We start from the raw sequence: 22,804 nt of genomic DNA on the forward strand, positions 1-22,804 counted from the left end.
GGCGATCTGCACGTTGGCGCTGGCGAAGGTACCGTTGACGGTGAGGCCGCCCGCGTTGACCGAGGTGTTGCCGGTGTAGGTGCTGGTGCCGGTCAGCAGAAGCTGGCCGTTGCCGTTCTTGATCAGCTCGCCGTTGCCACTGAGCGCACCGCTCAGCGTCAGGTCATGGCTGCCGCCCAGCGTCAGTTGCTGCGCCACGACAATGTTGTTGCTCACTTGCAGATTGGCGCTGGTGTCCAGGCTGGTATTGCCGAGAATGCTCAGCGCACCCGTACCCAGCGCGGCGTTGTGACCGAGGGTCAGGCTGCCGGCGTTGAGCAGGGTTCCACCGCTGTAGGTGTTGTTGCCGCTCAGGGTCAGGTTGGCAGCGCCGTTCTTCGCCAGAGCGCCGGTACCGCTGATAGTGCCGGTAAGGCCAAGGTCGTTGCTGCCGGCGAGGATCAGGCCATCGTTCACGGTCACGGCGTTGCCGAGGGTGACGGCGCGGTTGCTGTCCAGCGTGGTCAGGTCGGCGGTGGTCAAGGTGCCGGTGCCCAGCGCGGCGTTGCTGCCCACTACCAAGGTGCCGCCATTGAGCTGAGTACCGCCGCTGTAGCTGTTGTTGCCGTTCAGCACCAGGGTGCCGGATTCCAGTTTGTTGAGGGTCGCGCTGCCGGTCAGGTTCACATCGACCGTAGCCGTGTTGCCGCTGCCCACGCGTACGCCGGCATAGCCAGTGGAACCGTTGATCAGGTTCAACTCACCCGCAGTACCCGCAACCACGTTGTAGCCATCGGTGAGGAACTGCAGGCCGGTGGTGCTTTGAGTGCCTTCGACCGTGACGGTACCCGCCGCGCCCTGGAACACGGCGAAGCCGTCCTTCCAGCCCTGGTCGAAGTTGCCGGTGGCGTTGGTCCAGTTGCTGGCCGTGCCGCCCCAGGTGCCATTGCCGCCGACAATGCCGCCAGGGGCGGTGGTGCTGCCGTTCCAGAACAGCACGCTACCCGCGCCGCCACCCACCAGCAGGTTGACCTGATTGCCGACGCTGGTTTGCACTTCCAGGTCGCCCGCCACCAGGCCACCCGGGATCGTGCCGATCGCCAGACCGTTGTCGGTGAGGGTGCCGGTGTAGTCGATCAGGCGGTAGACGCCCAGGCCGAAGCCGCCCACGTCAGTGACGTTGAGCTTGCCGTCCAGCACCAGGTTGCCGTTGACCTTGATCATTCCTGCGGCACCGGCGACGGCGGCGCCGAGGAGGGCATCAAGGTTGGAGTCGTTGTTGAGGGTCAGGTTGCCCGTAGTCAGCGTGTTGGTGCTGATGGCTTGCAGATGGCCGCCATCGGCGATGGTCACGGCGCTGATGATAGTGCCGCCGCCGCCAAGGGTCGCGCCGTTGGCAACGGACAGCGAAGACGTAGCAAGCGCACCATAAACATACAGGCTGCCCGAGGAGACGGTGGTGGCACCGGTGATGCTGCCAAGGCCGTTCAGCGCCACGATTCCGGAGGCGATGTTCAGGCTGCCAGTCCCGGTGATGCGGCCTGCATAGCTACCATTACGCAGGGTAAGGACGCTATTGTTGTTGAGCTGGACCGCGCCCTGCCCGCTGAGCATGTGCACGGTGCTGTCGACACCAACGCCGAGCATGCCGTTCCTTTGAATACTGATCCGCGGGGCGTTCGAGCCATTGCTGCCCAGCAGGTTGAGGAGACCGCCGTAGATCTCGTAAGAGCCGGAGAAGTTGCTGTTGCCCGTGAGGTTCACGGTGCTGAAGCCCTGCTTGACCAGAGTGCCGTCACCGCTCATCGCGCCGCTCAGGATCAGGTCATGGCTGCCGGCCAAGGTCAGGCTGGAGCCGGAATTGATGCCGATCGCGTTAGCCAACGTCATTGCCGTGCTGGTACCGAGGTGGGCCGGGCCAGCGACGGTAAGCAGGCCGGTGCCCAGCGCGGTGCTGTTGCCCAGTACCACCGTGCCGGCGTTGAACGTGGTGCCGGCATAGCTGTTAGCCTGATTCAGGGTCAGCGTGCTGCCGCCATTCTTCACCAGCGTGCCAGTGCCCTGCACCAGGCCGTTCAGCGTCAGGTCCTGGCTGCCAGCCAGGGTCAGTGCGCCGTTGAGGAGCAAATCGTTGACCAGGCTGACCGCCTTGTTGCTGTCCAGCGTGGTGCCGGCGGAGGTGGTCAGGTTGCCGGAGCCCAGCGCCGCGTTGTTGCCCAGCACCAGGGTGCCCGCGGTCAGGAGAGTTCCGCCACTATAGGTATTGGCGCCATTGAGCACCAACGTGCCGCTGTCGACTTTGTTCAGCACACCGCTGCCGCCCAGGCTCACGTCCAGCGTCGCGGTCGCGCCGTTGTCCACGCGCAGCATGCTGTAGCCGCTGGTGCCGTTGACCAGTTGCAGCGAATCCGTACCGCCGCCCACCAGTTGATAGCCATCGGTGATGAACTGCAGGCCGGTGACGCTTTGGGTGCCATCCACGACCACTGTGCCGGCCGCGCCCTGGAACACCGCGAAGGAACTGTTCCAGGCACCGTTGAGCCCGGCGTTGATAGTGGTCCAGTTGCCGTTGCTGCTGCTCCAGGTGCCGTTGCCGCCTTCGACGGTTCCATTGCCGGTCAGCTCGCTGCCGTCCCAGAACCGGATGTAGTCGGGGCTGCCCACCACCAGGTTGACCTGGTTGGAAACATTGGTCTGCAGTTCCAGTTCATTGGCCAGGAGGCCCGTCGGCAACACACCGAACTGCAGGTCGTTGTCGATCAACGAACCGTTGTAGTCGAACAGGCGGTACACGCCCAAGCCGAAGCCACCGACGTCGGTGATATTCAGCTTGCCGTCCAGGGTCAGGTTTCCGCTGACGTTGGCCAGTCCCGCCGCGCCCGCAATGGCGGCGCCGAGGGCGACGTCGAGGTTGGAGAGGTCATTCAATACCAGCGAGCCGAGGGTCAGTACCGAACCGCTGGCCAAGCTCAGGTGGCCGCCATTGGCGACGGTCACTGCGCCGCCCAGGGTGCCGCTGCCGGTCAGGGATGCACCGTTCTCGACCGAAACACTGCCGTTACCCAGACTGCCATTGACCCGCAAGATGCCACCGGCAATGGTGGTTGCCCCGGCCAGCGCGCTGTTGCCGCTGAGTTGCAGTGTGCCGCTGCTGTTTTTGTAGAGGTCGCCGTTTCCGCTCAGCGCGCCGCTGAAGGTGCCCTCATCAACCCGGAATTCGCCCGCATCGAGTTGCACATTACCCGCGCCGTTGAGCTGGCCGGTGGCAGCACCCGCGGCCAATTGCAGGGTTGCGCCGGACGCGACATTGATCGCGCTCGGCTCGCCCAGGGTGATCGCGGTGTTGCTGATCAGGCGACCGCCGTTGACGTTGTAGACACCGTAGAAACCGTCGCCGCCGTTAAGGGTCAAGGTACCGCTGCCAGCCTTGGTCAGACTGCCCATGCCGGTGATGGAGCCGTCGAGGGTCAGGTTGTTGCTGCCCTGCACGGTGAGGGCGCCACTGATGGTGACGTCGTTGCCCACGGTCAAAGCGCTGCTGCTTTCCAGCGCGCCGGTGCCGTTCACATCCAGCCGGCTGAGGCCCAGCGCCTGGGCATTACCCAGCACCAGCGTGCCGGCGTTGAGGGTGGTCGGGCTCTGGTAGAGGTTGGCACCGCTCAGGGTCAGCTTGCCGGTGCCGTCCTTGACCAGTCCGGAAGCCCCGGAGACCACGCCCGAAAGGGTCAGGTCGTTGCTGCCGCTAACCGTGAGTTCGCCGCCGAGGGCGACGGCGTTACTGACGGTAAGGTTCGCCGCCGCCTGCAAGGTCGACACGCCGCCGACCACCAGGTTGGCGTTGCCCAGCGAATTGTTACTGCCAAGGCGCAGTGTGCCCTGGTTCAACGAGACGCTGCCATTCAAGGTGTTGGCGCCCGTCAGGCTCAGCGTGCTGGTGCCGTTCTTGATCAGGTTGCCGGTACCGGACACAGTGCCGGTAAGGGACATGTCGCGGCTGCCGAGTACCGTCAGGTTGCCGCTCATGGCCACATCGTTGCCGATCTGCACGCCCGCCAGGCCGCTGTCCAGCGTGGTGTTGTTGAGGGTGTTCAGGGTGCCCAAACCCAACGCGGAGTTGCTGCCCAGCACCAGGCCACCGGCATTGAGCCAGGTATTGCCCAGTTGCCCGTTGTTGCCGCTCAGCACCAGGCTGCCGGTACCGATCTTGACCAGACCGCCAGCGCCGCTGACGGCACCAGTCAGGGTCAGATCGGCGCCGCTGCCAACCACGATGTTGGCCACACTGTTGAGAACCACAGTGTTGGTCAACTGCACAGCAGTGGTGTCGGTGCTGAGGAGGGTGCCGGCGCCAAGCGCCAGCGTACCGCTGCCCACAGCGGTATTGCGGCGGACGATCAGGGTGCCCGCCGTCAGTGCAGTACCGCCGCTATGAAGGTTGTTGCCGGCCAGGATCAAGGTGCCGGCGCCGGTTTTCTCCAGCTTGCCAGCGCCGCCGATCTGGGCGTCGATCAGGGTGGAAACCCCGGTGTCGGTGCTGATGGTCGCCGAGCCGCCGGAGGTGTTGACCAGGCTGAGCAGGCCGCCTGAAGCGCTGCTCAGGGTATAGCCACTGGCACTGAACAGCAGGCTGCTGGCGGTCTGGGTGCCTTCGATGATCACCAGGCCCGCAGTCCCCTTGAACACCGCCGACACGCCATTCCAGCCGTCGATGCTGTTGCCGTTGGCCTTGGTCCAGTTGTTTTCCACGTTGTTCCAGACACCGGTGCCGCCGTTGATCACGCCGTTACCGTAAGTGCCGCCGCCGTCCCAATACTGCCGGGCCAGCAATGCCGAGTTGACGACGACATTGACGATGTTGTTCTGGCTGATGTCGAGGGTGATCTCGCCTGACAGGATGCCCGTCGGCACGGTGCCCAGGGTGCCACCCGTATAGGTGAGCGTCCCGGTGTAGTCGAACAGCCGGTAGATGCCGTTGGCCATGTCACCGGCGTCGGTGAAGTTGAAGGTCGGGCTGGCATTGATGGCGAGATTGCCGTTGACGCTGGCCATTGGCGTGGCGACCGTCGGCGTGCCCAGCGCGATATCCACGATGCTGCCGCTGGACAGCGTCAGCGCACCGGTGGTGAGCTTGTTACCGCTGGCAAGCGCCAGATGACCACCGTTGTTGATGGTCAGGCCGCCGGTGAGCGTACCGCTGCCCCCCAGGGTCCCGCCGTTGGCCACGGTGACCAGGTTGCTGGTCAGCCTGCCGCCAGAGGCGATGTTGAGCCGGCCGCCGTTGACTGTGGTGGTACCGGTGTGAGTGCTGATGCCAGTCAGGGTCAGGAGACCGGTACCGGCCTTGATCACAGCGCCAGGACCGCTGATGACGCCGTCGAAGGTCGAACTGGCGTTGCCGTTGCCAATGGTCAGTGGCCCGCTGTTCACGGTTATCTGACCGGCCCCGGTCAGGCTCTTGAGGCCCGCGCCGAAGTCGATCGTGACCAACGCGCCGCTATCGATGTTGAGGTTCGGATTGTTGCCGAGCGCATTGGAGACCGCTGATTTGACCGTACCCTGGCGCACATCCACCAGCCCGGTGAGCGTGGAGGCTATAAACAGTTCCAGACTTCCGGTGCCGGTTTTGACGAGATCACCAGCGCCGGACATCTGAGCGTTGTAATTCACCGTGACGTCGTTGGAAAACTCCAGGGTGTTGCCGCTGTTGATAGTGATCGGGGTCAGCCCCATCAGCGAGGTTCCGTACACCAGACGGCTGTTGCCCGTGACGGTCAAAGCGCCGCTGCCCAGCTCTCCGTTGTCGGCGGGGGCGGTGAGGGTACCGCCGTTGAGTTCGATGCCACCCTGGAAGGTGTTGGCGCCGCTGAGAGTGAGGTTACCGCTGCCGGTCTTGATCAGCTTGGCGGTCGTTCCACCGCTGACAACGTTGTTGAGGGTAATGTCGTTGCTACCGCCGACGGTCAGGTTGGCGACCAGTAATACCTTGTTGTTCAAGGTGACCGATTGGGTGCTGGTCAGGGTGGATGCACCGGTGACCCTCACGTCGCCGCTGCCCAGGGCCAGGTTGTTGCCAACGCTCAACGTACCCGCCGACAGCGTGGCGCCGTCCTGGAAGGTGTTGGCGTTAGTCAGAATCAACTGGCCGCTGCCAACCTTGGAAATGCCCCGGCTGGTGATGTTGCTGATGATGCCGGTCAGGGTCAGGTTGCCGGTACCGCCAAAGGTGCCGTTACCTGTCAGGCTGATGTTGTTGGCGAGGCTGACCGAGCCGCTTGCATCGAGACGGGCGCCGGCGGCACCAATGGCAACACCGCCCGTGCCGAACGCCTGGTTGGTGCTGACCACGGCGGTGCCCGCATTGAGCGTGGTGCCTCCGGCATAGGTGTTGGCGCCGTTGATGCGCAGGGTGCCGGAGCCGTTCTTGATCAGCGTCCCCGTGGCCCCGCCGGACACCACACCATTGAGGGTGAGGGTGTTGATGCCGGTGGTTGTCATGCCTGCGGTGCCGATCAGGATATTGTTGGCCAGGTTGACCGTGCCGACGTGGGTGGTGAGGGTGGCATTGTTGATGCTGACGTCACCGCTGCCGAACACCGCGTCATTGTTCACCGACAGCGAACCACCGATCAGGGTGGTGCTGGTGTAGCCGGTCAGCAGCGCACCGCTCACCGTCCAGCTACCGGCCTGCACCAGCAGGTTGCTGAAGTTGAGGAAGTTCGCCGCCGACACCGAACCCGAGCCCGCTGTGCCGCTACCGCCGCCGATAGCGTTCTGCAAGGCCAGGGTATTGGAGGCACCTGCCCCGCCATCGACGGCACCAGGTCTGACGAATACCAGGTTGGAGTTCGAGTCGACGGTGACCGAATCAGTGCTGCTGGCACCGCCACTCACTACCGACGAGCCGGTGACCGCGTTGAAACGGTTGTTGCCACCACCGGCGCCCAGGGACAGGCTGCCCGCGACTGTGCCGGTGTTGGTGAAGATGTTGCCTTCGACCGATGCCTGGAACGCGACCCGGCCATAGATATCGTTCATGTTGGTCATCTCGACCTGGGCACCACCGTAGACCGCCATAACCGGCATGTCCGCGACCAGCACGCTCGCCCCGAGGATCCGCTCGCTCTGGATGGTCCCGCTGTTGACGATGGTCACCTTGCCGCCCGCCCCAGCCTGCGCATCGACCGCCATGCCCTTCAGATCAAGCAGGGATGCGCCGAGGTCGGCGCTGGTGCCGGACAGTCGAGCATCGGTGTAGTTGGTGATGGAGATGTTCTGGGTAAAGGCGTTACCGACTTGCAAGCCGGTGGTCAGCACTGTCTGCTGGCCGATGTAGGACGGATTGATCCAGCCTTGGTTGTTGATGCGGTTGTTGCTGCCGGTGAGTTGCATCACCGGGTTGCCGGAGCCATCGGAGCCCACCTGGGCAGTGTAGGAAACGTTGACCATGAGGCTGCTGGCCGCGCTGCTGAAGTTGCGCTGGTCGGTTCCGCTACAGGTCACCGTGACACCGTTGCTGGGCACGCCCGGTGTACAGGCTGCCAACACCTGCGCACTGCTGAGGCTGGCCAGCAGTCCCATGGCCGCCAGGCTGATGGAAAGCGACAAGGGGCTACGACGTACACGAATGGATAAGGCTGACCGACTGTCCACACACAACTCCCGATGTGGATCAGGCGACTCACACCTGACAACGCAGGTATCAACGCAATAGGCGCGGTTTCCTGCGGCTATTCAGTTGAATGGCCCGACCTTGGCAATGTAAGAATCCGAATGGGAGAGTTTTACAGCAAAAAGCCATCATCTAGGTAGGAAATGTCTTACTTAAATTACTTTGCGCACTTACCAGCGTGTTCGTGGCCGATCGCCGATGAACAACCCTGGAACGCCCCTGATCGCTTATTCATTCACGCGGCGTTTGAACCCTCGTCATAGGGCTGCAACGGTGGCAAGCCATAGGCCGCGCGGGCATCGTCGCAGCTCGGGTTGTGTTCACCGTTTTCCCACGACGCCTCGAACTCCCGGCAGGTGCTGGAACGTTGCGCATACATGTTGCAGCTCACGCCCTTGCCCACCTCTCCCGCCAGGGACATGCAGCGTACGGGCTTTGCGTCGGTGCCGATCATCGCCACCCGGCTGGGGCTGATCTGCACCACCACCTCGTCCGGCACACAGCCACCGGACGAAGCGCATTCGCCCCAGAAAAAAGACACACGAAAATGCGCGCAGCAGGCGCCACAACTCATACAAGGACTGGTCTTGGACATGATTAGGAGGGGGGGGGAGAATTGTCGTTATAGGGGGAATCCCGGCGACCATTCTATGCAACGGCTTGCGCTTGAGAAGGGGGGCAAAAAAAGAAATACCGGCAGCCGACCGGCGGAAATGAAAACGCCCCGCCAACGCCTTGCGGCATCAGCGGGGCGTCGTTCGATCGACTAGCCGCGAGCAGGTTTGCCAGCCTTCGGCGGCTCGATGCCATCGGCGCGGAACATCTGGCGAATGCCGCGAACCGCCTGGCGGATACGGTCCTGGTTTTCGATCAGGGCGAAACGCACATGGTCGTCACCGTAGTCACCAAAACCAATACCCGGCGACACGCAGACCTTGGCCTCGGCCAGCAGCTTCTTGGAGAACTCCAGCGAACCGAGGTGGGCATATTGTTCCGGGATCTTCGCCCAGACATACATCGACGCCTTGGGGTTCTCGACCATCCAGCCCATCTCGTGCAGGCCCTTGACCAGTACGTTGCGGCGCTGGCGGTATTGCTCGGCGATGTCGAGCACCGGTTGCTGGTCGCCCTCCAGCGCAGCGATGGCCGCGACCTGCAGCGGCGTGAAGGTGCCGTAGTCGTGGTAGCTCTTGATCCGCGCCAGGGCGCTGACCAGTTCCGGGTTACCGACCATGAAACCGATCCGCCAGCCGGCCATGTTGTAGCTCTTGGACAGGGTGAAGAACTCGACCGCGATGTCCTTGGCGCCCGGCACCTGCATGATCGACGGGGCTTTCCAGCCGTCGTAGACGATGTCGGCGTAGGCCAGGTCGTGGATCACCAGCACGTCGTACTGTTTGGCCAGGGCCACGACGCGCTCGAAGAAGTCCAGCTCGACGCACTGCGCGGTCGGGTTCGACGGGAAGCCGAGGATCATCATCTTCGGCTTGGGGATCGACTCGCGAATGGCCCGTTCCAGCTCATTGAAGAAGTCCACGCCCGGCACCAGCGGCACCGAACGCACCTGGGCGCCGGCGATGACTGCGCCATAGATGTGGATCGGGTAGCTGGGGTTGGGCACCAGGACGGTGTCGCCATGATCCAGGGTTGCCAGCATCAGGTGAGCCAGGCCTTCCTTGGAGCCGATGGTGACGATGGCTTCGCTTTCCGGGTCGATCTCGACCTCGTAGCGGTCCTTGTACCAGCGCGAAATGGCCCGACGCAGACGCGGAATGCCGCGAGAGGTGGAGTAGCCGTGGGTATCTTCGCGCTGGGCGACCTGCACCAGTTTCTCGACGATGTGCGGCGGCGTGGCCCCGTCGGGGTTGCCCATGCTCAGGTCGATGATGTCCTCGCCACGACGGCGCGCAGCCATCTTGAGTTCGGCGGTGATGTTGAAGACGTAGGGGGGGAGACGATCTATGCGCGCAAAGCGGCGCGGCGAACCTTGGTCGGCCATGACTTCCTCGAAGACGTAAGCGCCCGGAACCGTCCGAGCGACGTTGGCCACTGCGGTGGCCGATCTGGAAGATAGTGGCTGACGGGGAAGGCTGTAAAGATTTATTTCTGTGGCCAGGCTCCAAGGCCACAAACAAAAACGCCCCGAACCTTTCGGTCCGGGGCGTTCTCGTCAAACCTTTCGCACTCAGTGCGCGTAGGTCAGCAACAGCTCGGCAGGCACCTTGGTGTCCAGCGACATCATCACGCTCAGGGCGGTGATGGTGAAGATGGAGAACACGAACAACTTGCGTGCCCACAGACGATCATCCTTGGCCTTGTAACCGGTCCAGGCCATGTACAACCAGTACATGCCCATGGCCGCGGCCACCGCCAGATAGCTCATGCCGGCGTAGCCACCAAAGGTCAGCATCAGGGTCGCCGCAAGGAAGGCCACGATGTACCAGAGGATGTGCTTCTTGGCCACCAGGATGCCGCGCTTGACCGGCAGGACCGGAATCGAAGCAGCCAGGTAGTCGTTGAAGCGGAAGATCGCGATCGCGTAGGAGTGCGGCATCTGCCACAGGCTGAACATCACCAGAAGGGTCAATGCAGCCAGGTCGAAGGTACCGCTCACGGCGCAATAGCCGATCACCGGAGGCATGGCACCGGACAGGCTGCCAACCAGGGTGCCGTGCACCGATTTACGCTTCAGGTACAGGCTGTAGAAACCCACGTAGATGATGAAGCCAATCAGGCCGAACAGCGCCGCCAGCGCATTGGCCTGCACATACAGCAGGCCGAGGCCGGCCACCCCGAGCAGGGTGGCGTAGACCAATGCAACTTTCGACGAAATCAGCCCCTGAACCATCGCACGGTTCTTGGTGCGCTCCATCTTGATATCGATGTCGCGGTCGATCCAGTTGTTGAAAACACAACCGGATGCGACGACCAGCGAAGTGCCAATCACCGTGGCGAGGAACAGCATGAAGTCGACATGCCCTTGTGCAGCGAGGAAGAATCCGCCCGCTACCGACAACACGTTACCGAAAATGATTCCCGGTTTGGTGATCTGGATAAAGTGCTTGAGGGACATGCCGCCTTACCTCACTTCGCCATCATGCTTGAGTGGATGCTGAACATGATCCACAGCGACAGGCCGACCAACAGCGCAATGACCAGCGCCGTGAACAGGAACGACGTCACGCTGGAGCGTGCTGCTTGCGAGCCATCCAGGTGCAGGAAGTAGTACAGGTGCACCACGATCTGGATCACTGCGAACGCAACGATGATCAGCAGGGTCATGTCTTTCGGCAGGGTCGGGTACATCACCAGGCCGAATGGAATGACAGTCAGGATCACCGACAGGATGAAGCCGATGGCGTAGGACTTGACGCTGCCGTGGTTGGCTTCGTCGTGGCCGTGGCTGCTGTTGTGTGCGTTAGCCATTTACAGAACTCCCATCAGGTACACGACGGTGAACACGCAGATCCAGACCACGTCCAGGAAGTGCCAGAACAGGCTCAGGCAGCTCATGCGGGTCTTGCTGGTGTTGGTGATGCCGTGCTTGTTGATCTGGTACATCAGGATTGCCATCCAGATCAGACCGGCGGTCACGTGCAGACCGTGGGTACCGACCAGGGCGAAGAAGCCCGACAGGAAGCCGCTGCGCGATGGGCCGAAGCCTTCGCTGATCAGCAGATGGAACTCGTTGATTTCCATGCCGATGAAGCCGGCGCCCAGCAGCCAGGTAACGGCCAGCCAGCCCAGTACGCCGCTCTTGTTGCCTTTGTACATCTGCAGCATCGCGAAGCCGAAGGTGATACTGGAGAACAGCAGCAGCGCGGTCTCACCCAGTACGTAGTTCAGTTCGAAGATGTCATGACCCGACGGGCCGCCGGCAAAGTTGCCGGACAGCACCGCGTAGGTAGCGAAGATCGACGCAAACAGAATGCAGTCGGTCATCAGGTACAGCCAGAAACCGAATACGGTCATCTGGCCTGAGTCATGGTGGTGATCGTCGTGCCCATGGTCGTGACCATGAGCACCTGCGTTGATTACTTGACTGGACATTGATTAAACCCGCTCGAACGATTCAACACGTGCGCCAGCAGGCGCGCCGGTGGCCAGACCCAGGGTCTTCATGCGCTCACCTTCGATGCGCGCCACTTCCTCGGCAGGAACCATGTAGCCCTGGTCGTCACGCGCAGCGTGGCGAACGAAGACTGCAACGGTAGCGAACAGGCTCACACCCACCAGCCACCAGATGTGCCAGATGAAGGCGAAACCGAAGATGGTCAGGAACAGGCCCATGAACACACCGGTAGAGGTGTTGTTCGGCATGTGGATCGCTTCGTACTTGGCTGGAGCCTTGTACGCAACACCGGCTTCCTTGGCTTCGTGCCAGGCGTCCAGGCCCACTTTCTCAGGCATGGTGGCGAAGTTGTAGAACGGTGGTGGCGACGAAGTCGACCATTCCAGGGTACGGCCGCCCCATGGGTCGCCGGTCACGTCCAGGTTTTCGTTGCGATCGCGGATCGACACGTACAGCTGGATCAGTTGGCAAGCGATACCGAACAGGATCAGCACGGCGCCGACCACGGCAACGTACAGGTACGGTTCCCAGGCAGGGTTGTCCGAGCTGTTCAGACGACGGGTCATACCCATGAAGCCCAGTGCGTACAGCGGCATGAAGGCCACGTAGAAACCGGAGATCCAGAACCAGAAGGCAGCTTTGCCCCACTTCTCGTTCAGGGTGAAACCGAAGGCTTTCGGGAACCAGAAGGCGAAGCCGGCGATGTAGCCGAACACCGCACCACCGATGATCACGTTGTGGAAGTGAGCGATCACGAACAGGCTGTTGTGCAGCACGAAGTCAGCGCCCGGTACAGCCAGCAGAACGCCGGTCATGCCACCGATGGAGAAGGTGACCATGAAGCCGAGGGTCCACAGAACCGGCGCGGTGAAGCGCAGACGGCCCTGGTAGATCGTGAACAGCCAGTTGAACAGTTTTACCCCGGTCGGGATCGAAATCAGCATCGTTGCCAGACCGAAGAAGGTGTTGACGCTGGCGCCAGAACCCATGGTGAAGAAGTGGTGCAGCCATACCGCAAAGCCAAGTACCGCGATCGCGCCCGATGCATAGATCATCGAGTGGTGACCGAACAGGCGTTTGCCGGTGAAGGTCGAGGTGACTTCCGAGAACACACCGAAGGCCGGCAGGATCAGGATGTAAACCTCAGGGTGACCCCAGGCCCAGAACAGGTTGACGTACATCATCGGATTCCCACCAAGCTCGTTGGTGAAAATGTGGAAGTCCAGATAACGGTCAACAGTCAGCAGAGCCAGTGCAGCAGTCAGGATCGGGAACGAAGCGACGATCAGAACGTTGGCCCAGGTGCAGGTCCAGGTGAAGATCGGCATGTCCATCAGCTTCATGCCAGGCGCGCGCATTTTCAGCACGGTTGCCAGGAAGTTCACGCCCGTAAGCGTTGTACCCAGACCCGATAGCTGTAGCGCCCAGATGTAGTAGTCAACCCCGACACCAGGGCTGTACTGGATTCCCGCAAGCGGCGGATAGGCTACCCAACCGGTCTTGGCGAACTCGCCGACGCCCAGGGAGATGTTGACCAGCGCAACGCCGGACACCAGCAGCCAGAAGCTCAGGGAGTTGAGGAACGGGAAGGCAACGTCACGTGCACCGATCTGCAGAGGAACCGCGAGGTTCATCAGGCCGGTGAAGAATGGCATCGCCATGAAGATGATCATGATCACACCGTGAGCGGTGAAGATCTGGTCATAGTGCTCTGGGGGCAGGTAGCCCTCGGCACCGCCGGTGGCGGCCGCGAGCTGGGTACGCATCATGATGGCGTCGGCGAAGCCGCGGATCAGCATGAGCATCGCGACGATGATGTACATCACGCCGATCTTCTTGTGGTCGACCGAGGTCAGCCACTCGGTCCACAAGTAGGTCCACTTCTTGTAGTAGGTGATTAGCGCGAACAACGCGATACCGCCGAGCGCAATCATGGCGAGCGTCACCATGACTATCGGCTCGTGGTACGGGACCGCGTCCAGACTTAATTTACCGAACATCTCTTACTCCTCTGCCCCAGCAGCTGAATGCATACTCACGTCCATACCCTCGGTAGCGGCCGCTGCCTGCTTGTGCTCGGCCTTCTCGTGTACTACCGGCTTGCCGCGGTTCATGCCTTCGTACTTGTCGACGATGGTCTGGAACTGCTCGGCCGGTGCCACGCTGTACAGCGCTACCGGGTTGTTTTCGCTAGCCTTGGCCAAGGACTCGTATTCAGCCTTGTCCAGCTGTTTTGGCGATTGCTTGACTTCGTTCACCCATGCCTCGAAATCGGCCTGGGAGGTGGCGACTGCCTTGAATTTCATACCGGTGAAGCCGGCACCGCTGTAGTTCGCCGAGATACCGTCGAACACACCGTTTTCGTTGGCGATCAAGTGCAGCTTGGTGGTCATGCCGGCCATCGCGTAGATCTGGCCGCCCAGGCCCGGGATGAAGAACGAGTTCATCACCGAATCAGAGGTCACACGGAAGTTGACCGGGGTGTTGGCCGGGAAGACGATCTTGTTGACCGTGGCAATGCCTTGTTCCGGGTAGATGAACAGCCATTTCCAGTCCAGGGCGACCACATCGATCTGCACCGGCTTCACGTCGGAAACCAGCGGACGATACGGGTCCAGCTCATGGGTGGTCTTGTAGGTCACGACGCCCAGGGCGACGATGATCAGTACCGGGATGGTCCAGATAGCGACTTCGATCTTGGTCGAGTGCGACCAGTCCGGAGTGTATTTGGCAGCCTTGTTCGAGGCGCGATACTTCCAGGCGAAGGCCAGGGTCATGAAAATGACCGGGACCACCACCAGCAGCATCAGGCCGAAGGCGATGAGGATAAGGTTCTTTTGCTCAATGCCAACCTGACCCTTCGGGTCGAGCAGGGTCCAGTTGCACCCACTGAGTAAAAGCATGCCTAAAAAGGGCAGAATGCCAAACAGTCTGGGGTAACGCTTTTTACTCATCTCACGACCTCTAGATCAGCTTGCTTCAATGCAATTTGTGTTTTGGTCGCCAACACTTCGTCCTGCCTAGTGTCAGCATTTACGGGCGAATAGGGACATACCTTGAGAAGCGGCGCTGCTCGGCATGAACCTGGGTGGTGCGTGGTTATTATTCTGACTTCGTGGGCAACAGGCCTGTATCTCAGACCAAGTCCATTTGGTGCGGAAAATCACGGAGAGGAGTCAGCCCTGCATCGCCGCGGGCGGCGCTCGTCGAAGTCAGCGAAAAAGCCCTGGGAGCCTTTGTTAATGCGACTTGCAAGCAGTGCCGAACGGAAATTGGGGGCGATTGTAGATAGGTAACCAACCATTGACTATGACTTATTGAGCAACAGTCTTTTACAAGAAGTGTAATAATCCGGCCCGATAAATCAGTTTCGCGACAGTTTGTCGCACCCTGCTCAATAGTCCTGAAACGCCCGTACCACAAGGGTTTGACATTGACGCAGATCAACCAGGGTGCGCAGCCTGAGGGAAACTTCCTTCAACAAGAGGCTTGCGTCAAAACATGACTTTTGTCTAACGCTGACGACGGTTGCGGATGATGCCCAACGGCACCAGAACCACAGTCAGGATGAACGCCATAAGCGCCCACTGTGCAAGGGAAAGTCCCAATACAGGTGGGTATGGCGTAGAGCAGAAGCCGTCCACCTGGAACACCAGCGGCAATACCGAGGCCAACGGCAGTCCGTCGACGATCGGTTGCAGGGTATCGATGCCGCAACTGACCGCCGGGTTGGCGAGGATATAGACATGGTTGCCGGCGGCGGCGACACCGCCCAGCGCACTGAGCACTACCAGGCCCTCGAAAACGGTCAGGCTGCGCTTGCCGGGCATGGCCGCGCCGATGAAGGCGAACAGGGCGATCAGCAACAGCGCGTAGCGCTGCAGGATGCACAACGGGCAAGGCGCCTCGCCAAGAACGATCTGCATGTACAAGGCACCGCCGATCAGCGCCAGACAGATCACACCCAACAGCACCAGGAAGCGCCTCTCGCGATTGAGACGCTGCGTTTGCTCGTTCATTGCCATTCCCTTCACTAGGTGGTTCGACTCGGCCTCGCTGAAAGCCGCGGGGCGCACAAGATGACGGCGCGCCGGCCGAAAGTCTACATGCAGACCGCGGATCAAAGGTGAAGTCCGTGTGAAAAGGCAGGCGCAGGAAGGAGTGAAGAGGAGGCTGATTAAAGGAGGATTAATGAAAAAGCGCCGCGACGACTCAGCATTGCGCCGAGCCGTCGCGATTGGGCTTATTCCAGCGCCGCAGCCGGCCCGAAGAACTCATACCGGCTCTGCCCTTCCGGCACGCCCGCAGCCTTCAACTGGCGCTTCACCGCCGCCATGAACGGCTTGGGCCCGAGGAAGTAGGCATCCACATCTCGCTCCAGCGGCAACCAGCCGGCCAGTTGCTCCTGGCTCAGATAACCCAGGGCATCGCCCGGCAAGCTCACGCCGTCATCCTCGTCATAGCAATAGAAACGCTTGAGCTGTGGATGCCGCGCCGCCAGCGCATCAACGTGTTCACGGAAGGCATGCACCGCACCGTTGCGGGCGCAATGGATGAAATGCACCAGGCGACCGCTGTCCAGCGCCGCATCCAGCATCGCCAGGGTCGGGGTGATGCCGACGCCGCCGCTGATCAGCACCAGCGGCTTGTCGCTGGCGGCCAGGACGAAATCGCCCGCCGGCGGGAACAGGTTGATGCTGTCACCCACTTTCAGTTGGTCATGCAGGTAATTGGACACCTTGCCGCCCGCCTCGCGCTTGACGCTGATGCGGTACAGACGTCCGTCACCGAGGCTCGACAGGGAATAGTTGCGGCGCTGCTCCGCGCCGTCGATGAACAGTTGCAGGCCAATGTATTGCCCAGGCTCCGCCACCAGTACGGGTTTGCCATCAACCGGCGCAAAGTAGAAGGAGACGATCTCGGCGCTCTCCTCGACCCGCTCGACCAGCGTGAACGCCCGCGCACCGCGCCAACCACCTTCGGCGGCTTCCTTCTGCTGATACATGCCTTCTTCGGCGCCGATCAGGATGTCCGCCAGTTGCTGGTACGCCGCGCCCCAGGCCGCCAGCACTTCGGGGGTGGCGATCTCGCTGCCCAGCACTTCCTCGATGGCGCGCAACAGGCAGCGACCGACGATCGGGTAATGCTCAGGCAGGATCTGCAAGGCCACATGCTTGTTGATGATCTGGCCGACCAGCCCGCCCAACTGCTCCAGTTGGTCGATATGCCGCGCGTACATCAGCACGCCGTTGGCCAGGGCCCGTGGCTGGTCGCCGCTGGACTGGTGGGCCTGGTTGAACAGCGGACGCACTTCGGGGTACTCGCTGAGCATCATTTTGTAGAAGTGGGTGGTCAGGGCTTCGCCACCGCTTTCCAGCAGCGGCACTGTAGCTTTGACGATTGCACGGTCTTGGGCATTAAGCATGGAACGACTCCTGAGCCTTAGGCTTCTGGTTTAAACACTGCCCTTGTCATTTCAGAATTCGTGCCAACTATAAAACCCAGCAAAATCAGGCAATTGAAAGCCAAAGAGTCAAAATGACACAAAGCCTGCTAGAGTCGTTAAGACCAACTGGAGTCATTATGACCGCAAAATCCCTGCTCACCGCCCTGCTCCCCCTGGTCAGCGACCTGTCCCGCGAACTGCCGGAAGGCGAGCGCTATCGCCGCCTGCTGGAAGCCATGCGCGCCCTGCTGCCGTGCGACGCCGCCGCGCTGTTGCGCCTGGACGGTGAATGGCTGGTGCCGCTGGCGGTGGACGGATTGAGTGCCGATACCCTCGGTCGCCGCTTCCGGGTCAGCGAACACCCACGTTTCGCCGCCCTGCTCAGCCGCAGCGGGCCGACCCGCTTCGCCAGCGACAGCGAACTGCCCGATCCCTACGACGGCCTGGTCGAAGGCCTTCACCAGCAGCTTGAAGTCCACGACTGCATGGGCTGCCCGCTGTTCGTCGATGAGCGGCCGTGGGGCCTGATCACCCTCGACGCACTGTCGCCAGAAAGCTTCCAGCAGGTCGAGCTGGATGCCCTGCAAGCCTTCGCCAGCCTCGCCGCGGCCACCGTCAACGTGGCCCAGCGCATCGAACGCCTGGCCCTGCGCGCCGAGGACGAACACCAGCGCGCCGAGGTCTACCGCCAGGCCAGCGGCCAGCAAGACAAGGAACTGATCGGCCAGAGCAAGGCGCACAAGCGCCTGCTGGAAGAAATCCGCCTGGTCGGCGGCAGCGACCTGACCGTGCTGATCACCGGGGAAACCGGGGTCGGCAAGGAGCTGGTAGCCCAGGCCATCCACCAGGCCTCGCCGCGCGCCGACAAACCGCTGATCAGCCTCAACTGCGCCGCCCTGCCCGACACCCTGGTGGAAAGCGAACTGTTCGGCCATGTCCGCGGCGCCTTCACCGGCGCCGTGGGCGAACGCCGCGGCAAGTTCGAGCTGGCCAACGGCGGCACGCTGTTCCTCGATGAAGTCGGCGAGCTGCCGCTGCTGGTTCAGGCCAAACTGTTGCGGGTGCTGCAGAGCGGCCAGTTGCAGCGCCTGGGTTCGGACCAGGAGCACCGGGTGGACGTGCGACTGATCGCCGCGACCAACCGTGACCTCGCCGAGGAAGTGCGCGCCGGCCGCTACCGCGCCGACTTCTACCACCGCCTGAGCGTTTACCCGCTGCCCGTGCCGGCGCTGCGCGAGCGCGGTCGCGATGTGCTGCTGCTCAGCGGTTACTTCCTTGAACAGAATCGCTCGCGCATGGGCCTCAACAGCCTGCGTCTGAGCCCCGAAGCCCAGGCCGCGCTGCTGGCCTACGACTGGCCGGGCAATGTCCGCGAACTGGAACACCTGATCGGCCGCTCGGCGCTCAAGGCCCTCGGCCAACACCGCGACCGCCCGCGTATTCTCAGCCTCGACGCCGCCGACCTCGACCTGCCAGGTATCGCCAGCGCGCCGGCCGAGCCCGCACCGTTTCACGACACCACCAACGCCGCCGTCAGCGGCGATCTGCGCCAAGCGCTGGACCTGTACCAGCGCCACCTGATAGAAGCATGCCTGGAGCGGCATCAACACAACTGGGCCAGCGCCGCCCGCGAACTGGGCCTGGACCGTGCCAACCTCGCCCGCCTCGCCCGCCGCCTCGGTCTACGCGGATAGCGAGATGTGTTAAAGCGATGGCTGCTCGGGTCGATAACCCGGCACAAGCCTCTGAATCCCATTTTTCACGAAGGTCACTATGTTCTCGCAAAAAGCTCGCGCGGACTCGCTGTCGCTGCTGCTGTTCACCCTGCGCAGCGGCAAGCTGATGGCGATCAACCTGCTCAAGGTCAGCGAGATCATTCCCTGTCCGCCGCTGACCCGCCTGCCCGAAGCGCATCCCCACGTCAAAGGCGTGGCGACCCTGCGTGGCAACCCGCTGCCGGTGATCGACCTGTCCCGCGCCATTGGCGAGCGGCCGCTGGCCGACCCCAACGGTGGCTGCCTGATCGTCACCGACATCAGCCGCTCCAAGCAGGGCCTGCATGTCCAGGCGGTGAGCCGCATCGTGCACTGCCTGAGCACCGACATCCGGCCGCCGCCCTATGCGTCCGGGGAAAAATCGTTCATTACCGGCGTGACCCGCATCGACGACGCGCTGGTGCAGGTGCTGGATATCGAGAAGGTCATCCACGGCATCACCCCGAGCCGCCACGACAACGCCCCGGCACAATTGAACAGCGAAGACGCGGCGGTGCTGGCGGCGACCAACATACTGGTGGTGGATGACAGCCAGGTTGCGCTGCAACAGTCGATCTACACCCTGCGCAGCCTCGGCCTGGAATGCCATACCGCGCGCAGCGCCAAGGATGCGATTGCGACGTTGCTGGAGCTGCAAGGCACCGATCAGGAAATCAACGTGGTGGTGTCGGATATCGAGATGTCCGAGATGGATGGCTACGCCTTCACCCGGACCCTGCGCGAGACGCCGGACTTCCAGCACCTGTATGTGCTGCTGCACACCTCGCTCGACAGCGCGATGAACAGCGAAAAGGCCAAGGCGGCCGGGGCCAACGCGGTGCTGACCAAGTTTTCGTCGCCGGAGCTGACCGACTGCCTGATCGTGGCGGCGCGGACGGTGGCGTTCGCCGAGCGGTAGCCAACGGAGCCGACTGGGCGGCGCTGCGCTTGTCGCAATATGGCAGTCAGGCATAATCCAGCCTTCATGCCCCTGCGGAGCCAACTCCCGATGAAAGCGCAGACCCTCACCCTTCTCAGCGCCCTGTTGCTGGCGAGCACCGCGCAGGCCTCCAGCGACCAGGCCTGGGCCGAACACGACAAGCAACTGCTGCGCGCCTGCACCCAGGCCAGCCAGCTCAAGGACGTCCGCGCCCTCGGCAAGAGCGCCGAGTTCGACGACCGCACCGGCTACTCCGCCCTCCTCCTGCAAGGCCGCTTCCCGCAAAAACACATGAACAACCGCAAGGGCACCGAACTGTGCCTCTACGACCGGCGCCACAAGACCGCCACCGTGACCGAATGGACCCCTGGCAAACCGTGAGCAACGCTGAAGCGAACACCCTGCATTTCAACTGCACCGGCTGCGGCAAGTGCTGTACCGGCCACCATGTCCCGCTGACCCTGAGCGAAGCCCGCCAATGGGTCGATGACGGCGGCCAGGTCATCGTGCTGGTCGAGGCGTTCCTCGACAACGGCCTGGGCTTGCCGGTCGAGCAACAGGAACACGCCCGCCGTCGTTCCTGCGCGGTGCCCTGCGGCGCGACCGACGCCTTTGTCGCCATCACCTTCGCCGCCTTCAATCCGGGGCCGTGCCGCAACCTGGACGCCGAACTGCGCTGCCTGATCTACGAGCGCCGCCCGCTGGTCTGCCGCATCTATCCCATGGAGATCAATCCGCATATCCCGTTGCGCCCCGAAGCCAAGGACTGCCCGCCCGAAGCCTGGGAAAGCGGCGCGGCATTGATCCACCGCGAGCGCGTCGTGGACCCGCAACTGCTGGAACTGATCGAGCGTTCACGCCAGGCCGACCGCGAGGACATCCGCAACAAGGCCCTGGTCTGCCAACGCCTGGGCATCGACACCAGTGCCCTGAAAGGCAACGGCTTCACGGCTTATCTTCCGGACACGACGGCGCTGCGCCAGGCCATGGTGGAAACGGCCAGCGAACCGGACGCGGCTCTCGCCGCCTGGACATTACATGTGGAGGATGGCGACCTTGCCGGAAAGCTGAGCTCGGCAGGGGCCAGGATCACCGGCGTGAGCGCCGGGCACTACAGTTTCATCGGGTTCTGATACGGCGTCTTATTGACGCCGGCACCAGAACTCTTCGGCCAGGCGACGCAGGTCTTCGGCAAGACCGGCCACGTCACTGGCAGTGGAATGTCCGCGCTGACCGGCAGTGACACTCTGCTCACTGGCCTGGCGGATGCTGATGATGTTGCGGTTGATGTCTTCGCTGACCAGGCTCTGCTGCTCGACCGCCGAAGCGATCTGCATGCTCATCTCGCTGATCTGATTGACCCGCTGGCTGATGCCGTGCAGCGCCTGGGTCGCGTGCTGGGCCTGTTCGACGCTTTGCCCGGCGTGATCGCTGCTCTGCTGCATCGCCACCACCGCGTCACGGGCGCCACTCTGCAGCACGCTGATCATCCGCTGGATTTCCCCGGTCGATTGCGCGGTGCGCTGGGCCAGGCCGCGGACTTCATCGGCAACCACCGCAAACCCGCGGCCATGATCACCCGCCCGGGCGGCTTCGATCGCGGCGTTGAGGGCCAGCAGGTTGGTCTGCTCGGCGATGCTGTGGATAACTTCCAGCACGCCGGAAATCTCCTCGCTGTGGTTTTCCAGGGTGTGCACCACTTCCGTGGCTTCGGCCAGGGCGTTGGCCAATTGCAGGATGGTCGTGCGGCTCTGGTCAACCAGGTTGTGGCCGACCTGGGTTTCATCCTCGGCCTGGTCCGCCGCGCGGGATGCCTGCTGGGCGCTGCTGGCCACTTCCGCCACCCGGGCCGCCATGCGGTTGATCGCATCGGCCACCTGATCCGCGTCGCCCTGCTGGCCGACCGTGGTGGTGTGGCTGTGTTGCAGATGGCTGGCGAGGTCGGCGGTGTGCCCGGCCAGACGCTTGGAGGTGTCGCCGATGCGGCCGACCACGGCGCCCATCTGCGCTTCGAGCATCTGCAGGGCGAATTCGATCTGCCCCACTTCGTCGCGGCGACCGGTGTACAACTGCTGACTCAGCGGGTTGTCCGCCACTTCGTTGGCCCGGGCGCGCAACCGCTCCAGCGGGCGCAAGGTCCGCGAGATCAACACGGCACCGAGTGCCACGAAGACCAGCCACTCCACCGCGCCCTGCATGGGAAACTCCGGCAGCAACAGGCGGCTGCCGCCCATGACCAACGCCAGCAGCCCGGCCAGGTTCAGCGCCAGGCGCTTGCCCAGGCCCAGCACTGGCAGACGATCACGCCAGGTCAGCGTGCCGTTGCGCAGTTTGGCGTAATGCAGCTCGGCGGCGGCCACCTGGGCACGGGTCGGCTTGGTGCGCACCGATTGATATTCCACCGTCTCACCATGGCTGGTGATCGGCGAGACGAACGCGCTGACCCAATAGTGATCGCCGTTCTTGCAGCGATTCTTCACCAGGCCCATCCACGAGCGGCCCTTTTTCAGGGTTGCCCACATGTGCTCGAACGCCGCAGGAGGCATGTCTGGATGGCGGACGATATGATGCGCGCTCCCGATAAGCTCTTCCCGGGAGAACCCGCTGATCTTCAAGAATTCGTCGTTGGCGTAGGTTATGGCACTGGTGAGATCAGTGGTGGAAAGGATGTTAGCGTCACCACGGTAATCCACATTGCGACCGGTCACAGGCAGATTGCTCTTCATCGAGAGGCGCTCGTCATTCGGATGAGGGGGTTATAAAGCAGGGCGGAAATACTACGGGTGGCCCCTTGTGCGCACCTTGATCCAGAGCAGCATTACGGCCCTTTGCCATCACCGTCTGTCCGCCGCGTCCCGGCTAACTGACAGCCGTGACAGCTAGCCGTCACGCTGCCGACCCGGTCTGATCTATATAAACGTAATAGCCCTCTCTCCCACCTGTC

General features: G+C 62.5%; 15 protein-coding genes. 4 read left to right on the forward strand and 11 right to left on the reverse strand.

Features of this window, described 5'->3' with window-relative positions; genetic code table 11:
- The 10 genes from HWV67_RS24490 to hmpA form a co-directional block, all read right to left on the reverse strand.
- Positions 1 to 7,584, reverse strand: a 7,584-nt coding sequence (locus HWV67_RS24490) for an autotransporter-associated beta strand repeat-containing protein (RefSeq protein ID WP_175653130.1), incomplete at its 3' end; no start/stop codon positions are given.
- A 299-nt stretch (positions 7,585 to 7,883) separates the two neighbouring features.
- On the reverse strand, positions 7,884 to 8,243 hold the full coding sequence (locus HWV67_RS24495) for a YkgJ family cysteine cluster protein (RefSeq protein WP_175653131.1): 360 nt from the start codon (positions 8,241 to 8,243) through the stop codon (positions 7,884 to 7,886).
- 171 nt (positions 8,244 to 8,414) lie between these two features.
- Positions 8,415 to 9,647 carry an alanine transaminase gene (alaC, locus tag HWV67_RS24500; protein WP_110972782.1) on the reverse strand — a complete coding sequence of 411 codons (1,233 nt, stop codon included), beginning with the start codon at positions 9,645 to 9,647 and terminating at the stop codon, positions 8,415 to 8,417.
- A 186-nt stretch (positions 9,648 to 9,833) separates the two neighbouring features.
- On the reverse strand, positions 9,834 to 10,721 hold the full coding sequence (cyoE, locus tag HWV67_RS24505) for a heme o synthase (RefSeq protein WP_095158544.1): 888 nt from the start codon (positions 10,719 to 10,721) through the stop codon (positions 9,834 to 9,836).
- Between the two features lie 11 nt (positions 10,722 to 10,732).
- On the reverse strand, positions 10,733 to 11,074 hold the full coding sequence (cyoD, locus tag HWV67_RS24510; RefSeq protein ID WP_095158545.1) for a cytochrome o ubiquinol oxidase subunit IV: 342 nt from the start codon (positions 11,072 to 11,074) through the stop codon (positions 10,733 to 10,735).
- Positions 11,075 to 11,698 carry a cytochrome o ubiquinol oxidase subunit III gene (gene cyoC / locus HWV67_RS24515; RefSeq protein ID WP_095158546.1) on the reverse strand — a complete coding sequence of 208 codons (624 nt, stop codon included), beginning with the start codon at positions 11,696 to 11,698 and terminating at the stop codon, positions 11,075 to 11,077.
- A 3-nt stretch (positions 11,699 to 11,701) separates the two neighbouring features.
- Positions 11,702 to 13,720, reverse strand: coding sequence for a cytochrome o ubiquinol oxidase subunit I (gene cyoB / locus HWV67_RS24520; protein ID WP_175653132.1), 2,019 nt, complete (start codon positions 13,718 to 13,720; stop codon positions 11,702 to 11,704).
- Between the two features lie 3 nt (positions 13,721 to 13,723).
- Positions 13,724 to 14,674: a ubiquinol oxidase subunit II gene (gene cyoA / locus HWV67_RS24525; protein ID WP_095158548.1), complete on the reverse strand. Its 951-nt coding sequence runs from the start codon at positions 14,672 to 14,674 to the stop codon at positions 13,724 to 13,726.
- Positions 14,675 to 15,232: 558 nt separating this feature from the next.
- On the reverse strand, positions 15,233 to 15,739 hold the full coding sequence (locus tag HWV67_RS24530; protein ID WP_095158549.1) for a disulfide bond formation protein B: 507 nt from the start codon (positions 15,737 to 15,739) through the stop codon (positions 15,233 to 15,235).
- A 224-nt stretch (positions 15,740 to 15,963) separates the two neighbouring features.
- The gene (gene hmpA, locus HWV67_RS24535; protein ID WP_095158550.1) at positions 15,964 to 17,145 is read right to left on the reverse strand and encodes an NO-inducible flavohemoprotein; all 1,182 of its coding nucleotides are present in this window, start codon (positions 17,143 to 17,145) and stop codon (positions 15,964 to 15,966) included.
- Between the two features lie 158 nt (positions 17,146 to 17,303).
- On the opposite strand from hmpA, the gene norR reads away from it, so the two are divergent.
- From norR to HWV67_RS24555, 4 genes are all read left to right on the forward strand, one after another.
- On the forward strand, positions 17,304 to 18,860 hold the full coding sequence (norR, locus tag HWV67_RS24540) for a nitric oxide reductase transcriptional regulator NorR (RefSeq protein WP_175653133.1): 1,557 nt from the start codon (positions 17,304 to 17,306) through the stop codon (positions 18,858 to 18,860).
- Between the two features lie 79 nt (positions 18,861 to 18,939).
- On the forward strand, positions 18,940 to 19,839 hold the full coding sequence (locus HWV67_RS24545; protein WP_110972788.1) for a chemotaxis protein: 900 nt from the start codon (positions 18,940 to 18,942) through the stop codon (positions 19,837 to 19,839).
- 90 nt (positions 19,840 to 19,929) lie between these two features.
- Complete coding sequence (locus HWV67_RS24550) at positions 19,930 to 20,241, forward strand: hypothetical protein (RefSeq protein ID WP_175653134.1); 312 nt, start codon at positions 19,930 to 19,932, stop codon at positions 20,239 to 20,241.
- Positions 20,220 to 20,993, forward strand: a complete 774-nt coding sequence (locus HWV67_RS24555; RefSeq protein WP_175653135.1) for a YkgJ family cysteine cluster protein — start codon at positions 20,220 to 20,222, stop codon at positions 20,991 to 20,993. The genes HWV67_RS24550 and HWV67_RS24555 overlap by 22 nt, the downstream gene beginning before the upstream one ends.
- A 9-nt stretch (positions 20,994 to 21,002) precedes the next feature.
- Here HWV67_RS24555 and HWV67_RS24560 read toward each other — a convergent pair whose 3' ends face one another.
- Positions 21,003 to 22,586 carry a methyl-accepting chemotaxis protein gene (locus HWV67_RS24560; RefSeq protein WP_175653136.1) on the reverse strand — a complete coding sequence of 528 codons (1,584 nt, stop codon included), beginning with the start codon at positions 22,584 to 22,586 and terminating at the stop codon, positions 21,003 to 21,005.
- Between the last annotated feature and the right edge of the window lie 218 nt (positions 22,587 to 22,804).

The organism is Pseudomonas sp. Marseille-P9899 (genome assembly GCF_903166565.1).
GTDB lineage: Bacteria > Pseudomonadota > Gammaproteobacteria > Pseudomonadales > Pseudomonadaceae > Aquipseudomonas > Aquipseudomonas huaxiensis.

What these genes read in the sequence shown, in the direction of transcription:
- hmpA (WP_095158550.1), bottom strand. Translation starts at nt 17,145, where the DNA reads ATGCTTAATGCCCAAGACCGTGCAATCGTCAAAGCTACAGTGCCGCTG.
- HWV67_RS24530 (WP_095158549.1), bottom strand. Translation starts at nt 15,739, where the DNA reads ATGAACGAGCAAACGCAGCGTCTCAATCGCGAGAGGCGCTTCCTGGTG.
- cyoC (WP_095158546.1), bottom strand. Translation starts at nt 11,698, where the DNA reads ATGTCCAGTCAAGTAATCAACGCAGGTGCTCATGGTCACGACCATGGG.
- HWV67_RS24545 (WP_110972788.1), top strand. Translation starts at nt 18,940, where the DNA reads ATGTTCTCGCAAAAAGCTCGCGCGGACTCGCTGTCGCTGCTGCTGTTC.
- cyoB (WP_175653132.1), bottom strand. Translation starts at nt 13,720, where the DNA reads ATGTTCGGTAAATTAAGTCTGGACGCGGTCCCGTACCACGAGCCGATA.
- HWV67_RS24560 (WP_175653136.1), bottom strand. Translation starts at nt 22,586, where the DNA reads ATGAAGAGCAATCTGCCTGTGACCGGTCGCAATGTGGATTACCGTGGT.
- cyoE (WP_095158544.1), bottom strand. Translation starts at nt 10,721, where the DNA reads ATGTCCCTCAAGCACTTTATCCAGATCACCAAACCGGGAATCATTTTC.
- alaC (WP_110972782.1), bottom strand. Translation starts at nt 9,647, where the DNA reads ATGGCCGACCAAGGTTCGCCGCGCCGCTTTGCGCGCATAGATCGTCTC.
- cyoD (WP_095158545.1), bottom strand. Translation starts at nt 11,074, where the DNA reads ATGGCTAACGCACACAACAGCAGCCACGGCCACGACGAAGCCAACCAC.
- norR (WP_175653133.1), top strand. Translation starts at nt 17,304, where the DNA reads ATGACCGCAAAATCCCTGCTCACCGCCCTGCTCCCCCTGGTCAGCGAC.
- cyoA (WP_095158548.1), bottom strand. Translation starts at nt 14,674, where the DNA reads ATGAGTAAAAAGCGTTACCCCAGACTGTTTGGCATTCTGCCCTTTTTA.
- HWV67_RS24495 (WP_175653131.1), bottom strand. Translation starts at nt 8,243, where the DNA reads ATGTCCAAGACCAGTCCTTGTATGAGTTGTGGCGCCTGCTGCGCGCAT.
- HWV67_RS24555 (WP_175653135.1), top strand. Translation starts at nt 20,220, where the DNA reads ATGGACCCCTGGCAAACCGTGAGCAACGCTGAAGCGAACACCCTGCAT.
- HWV67_RS24550 (WP_175653134.1), top strand. Translation starts at nt 19,930, where the DNA reads ATGAAAGCGCAGACCCTCACCCTTCTCAGCGCCCTGTTGCTGGCGAGC.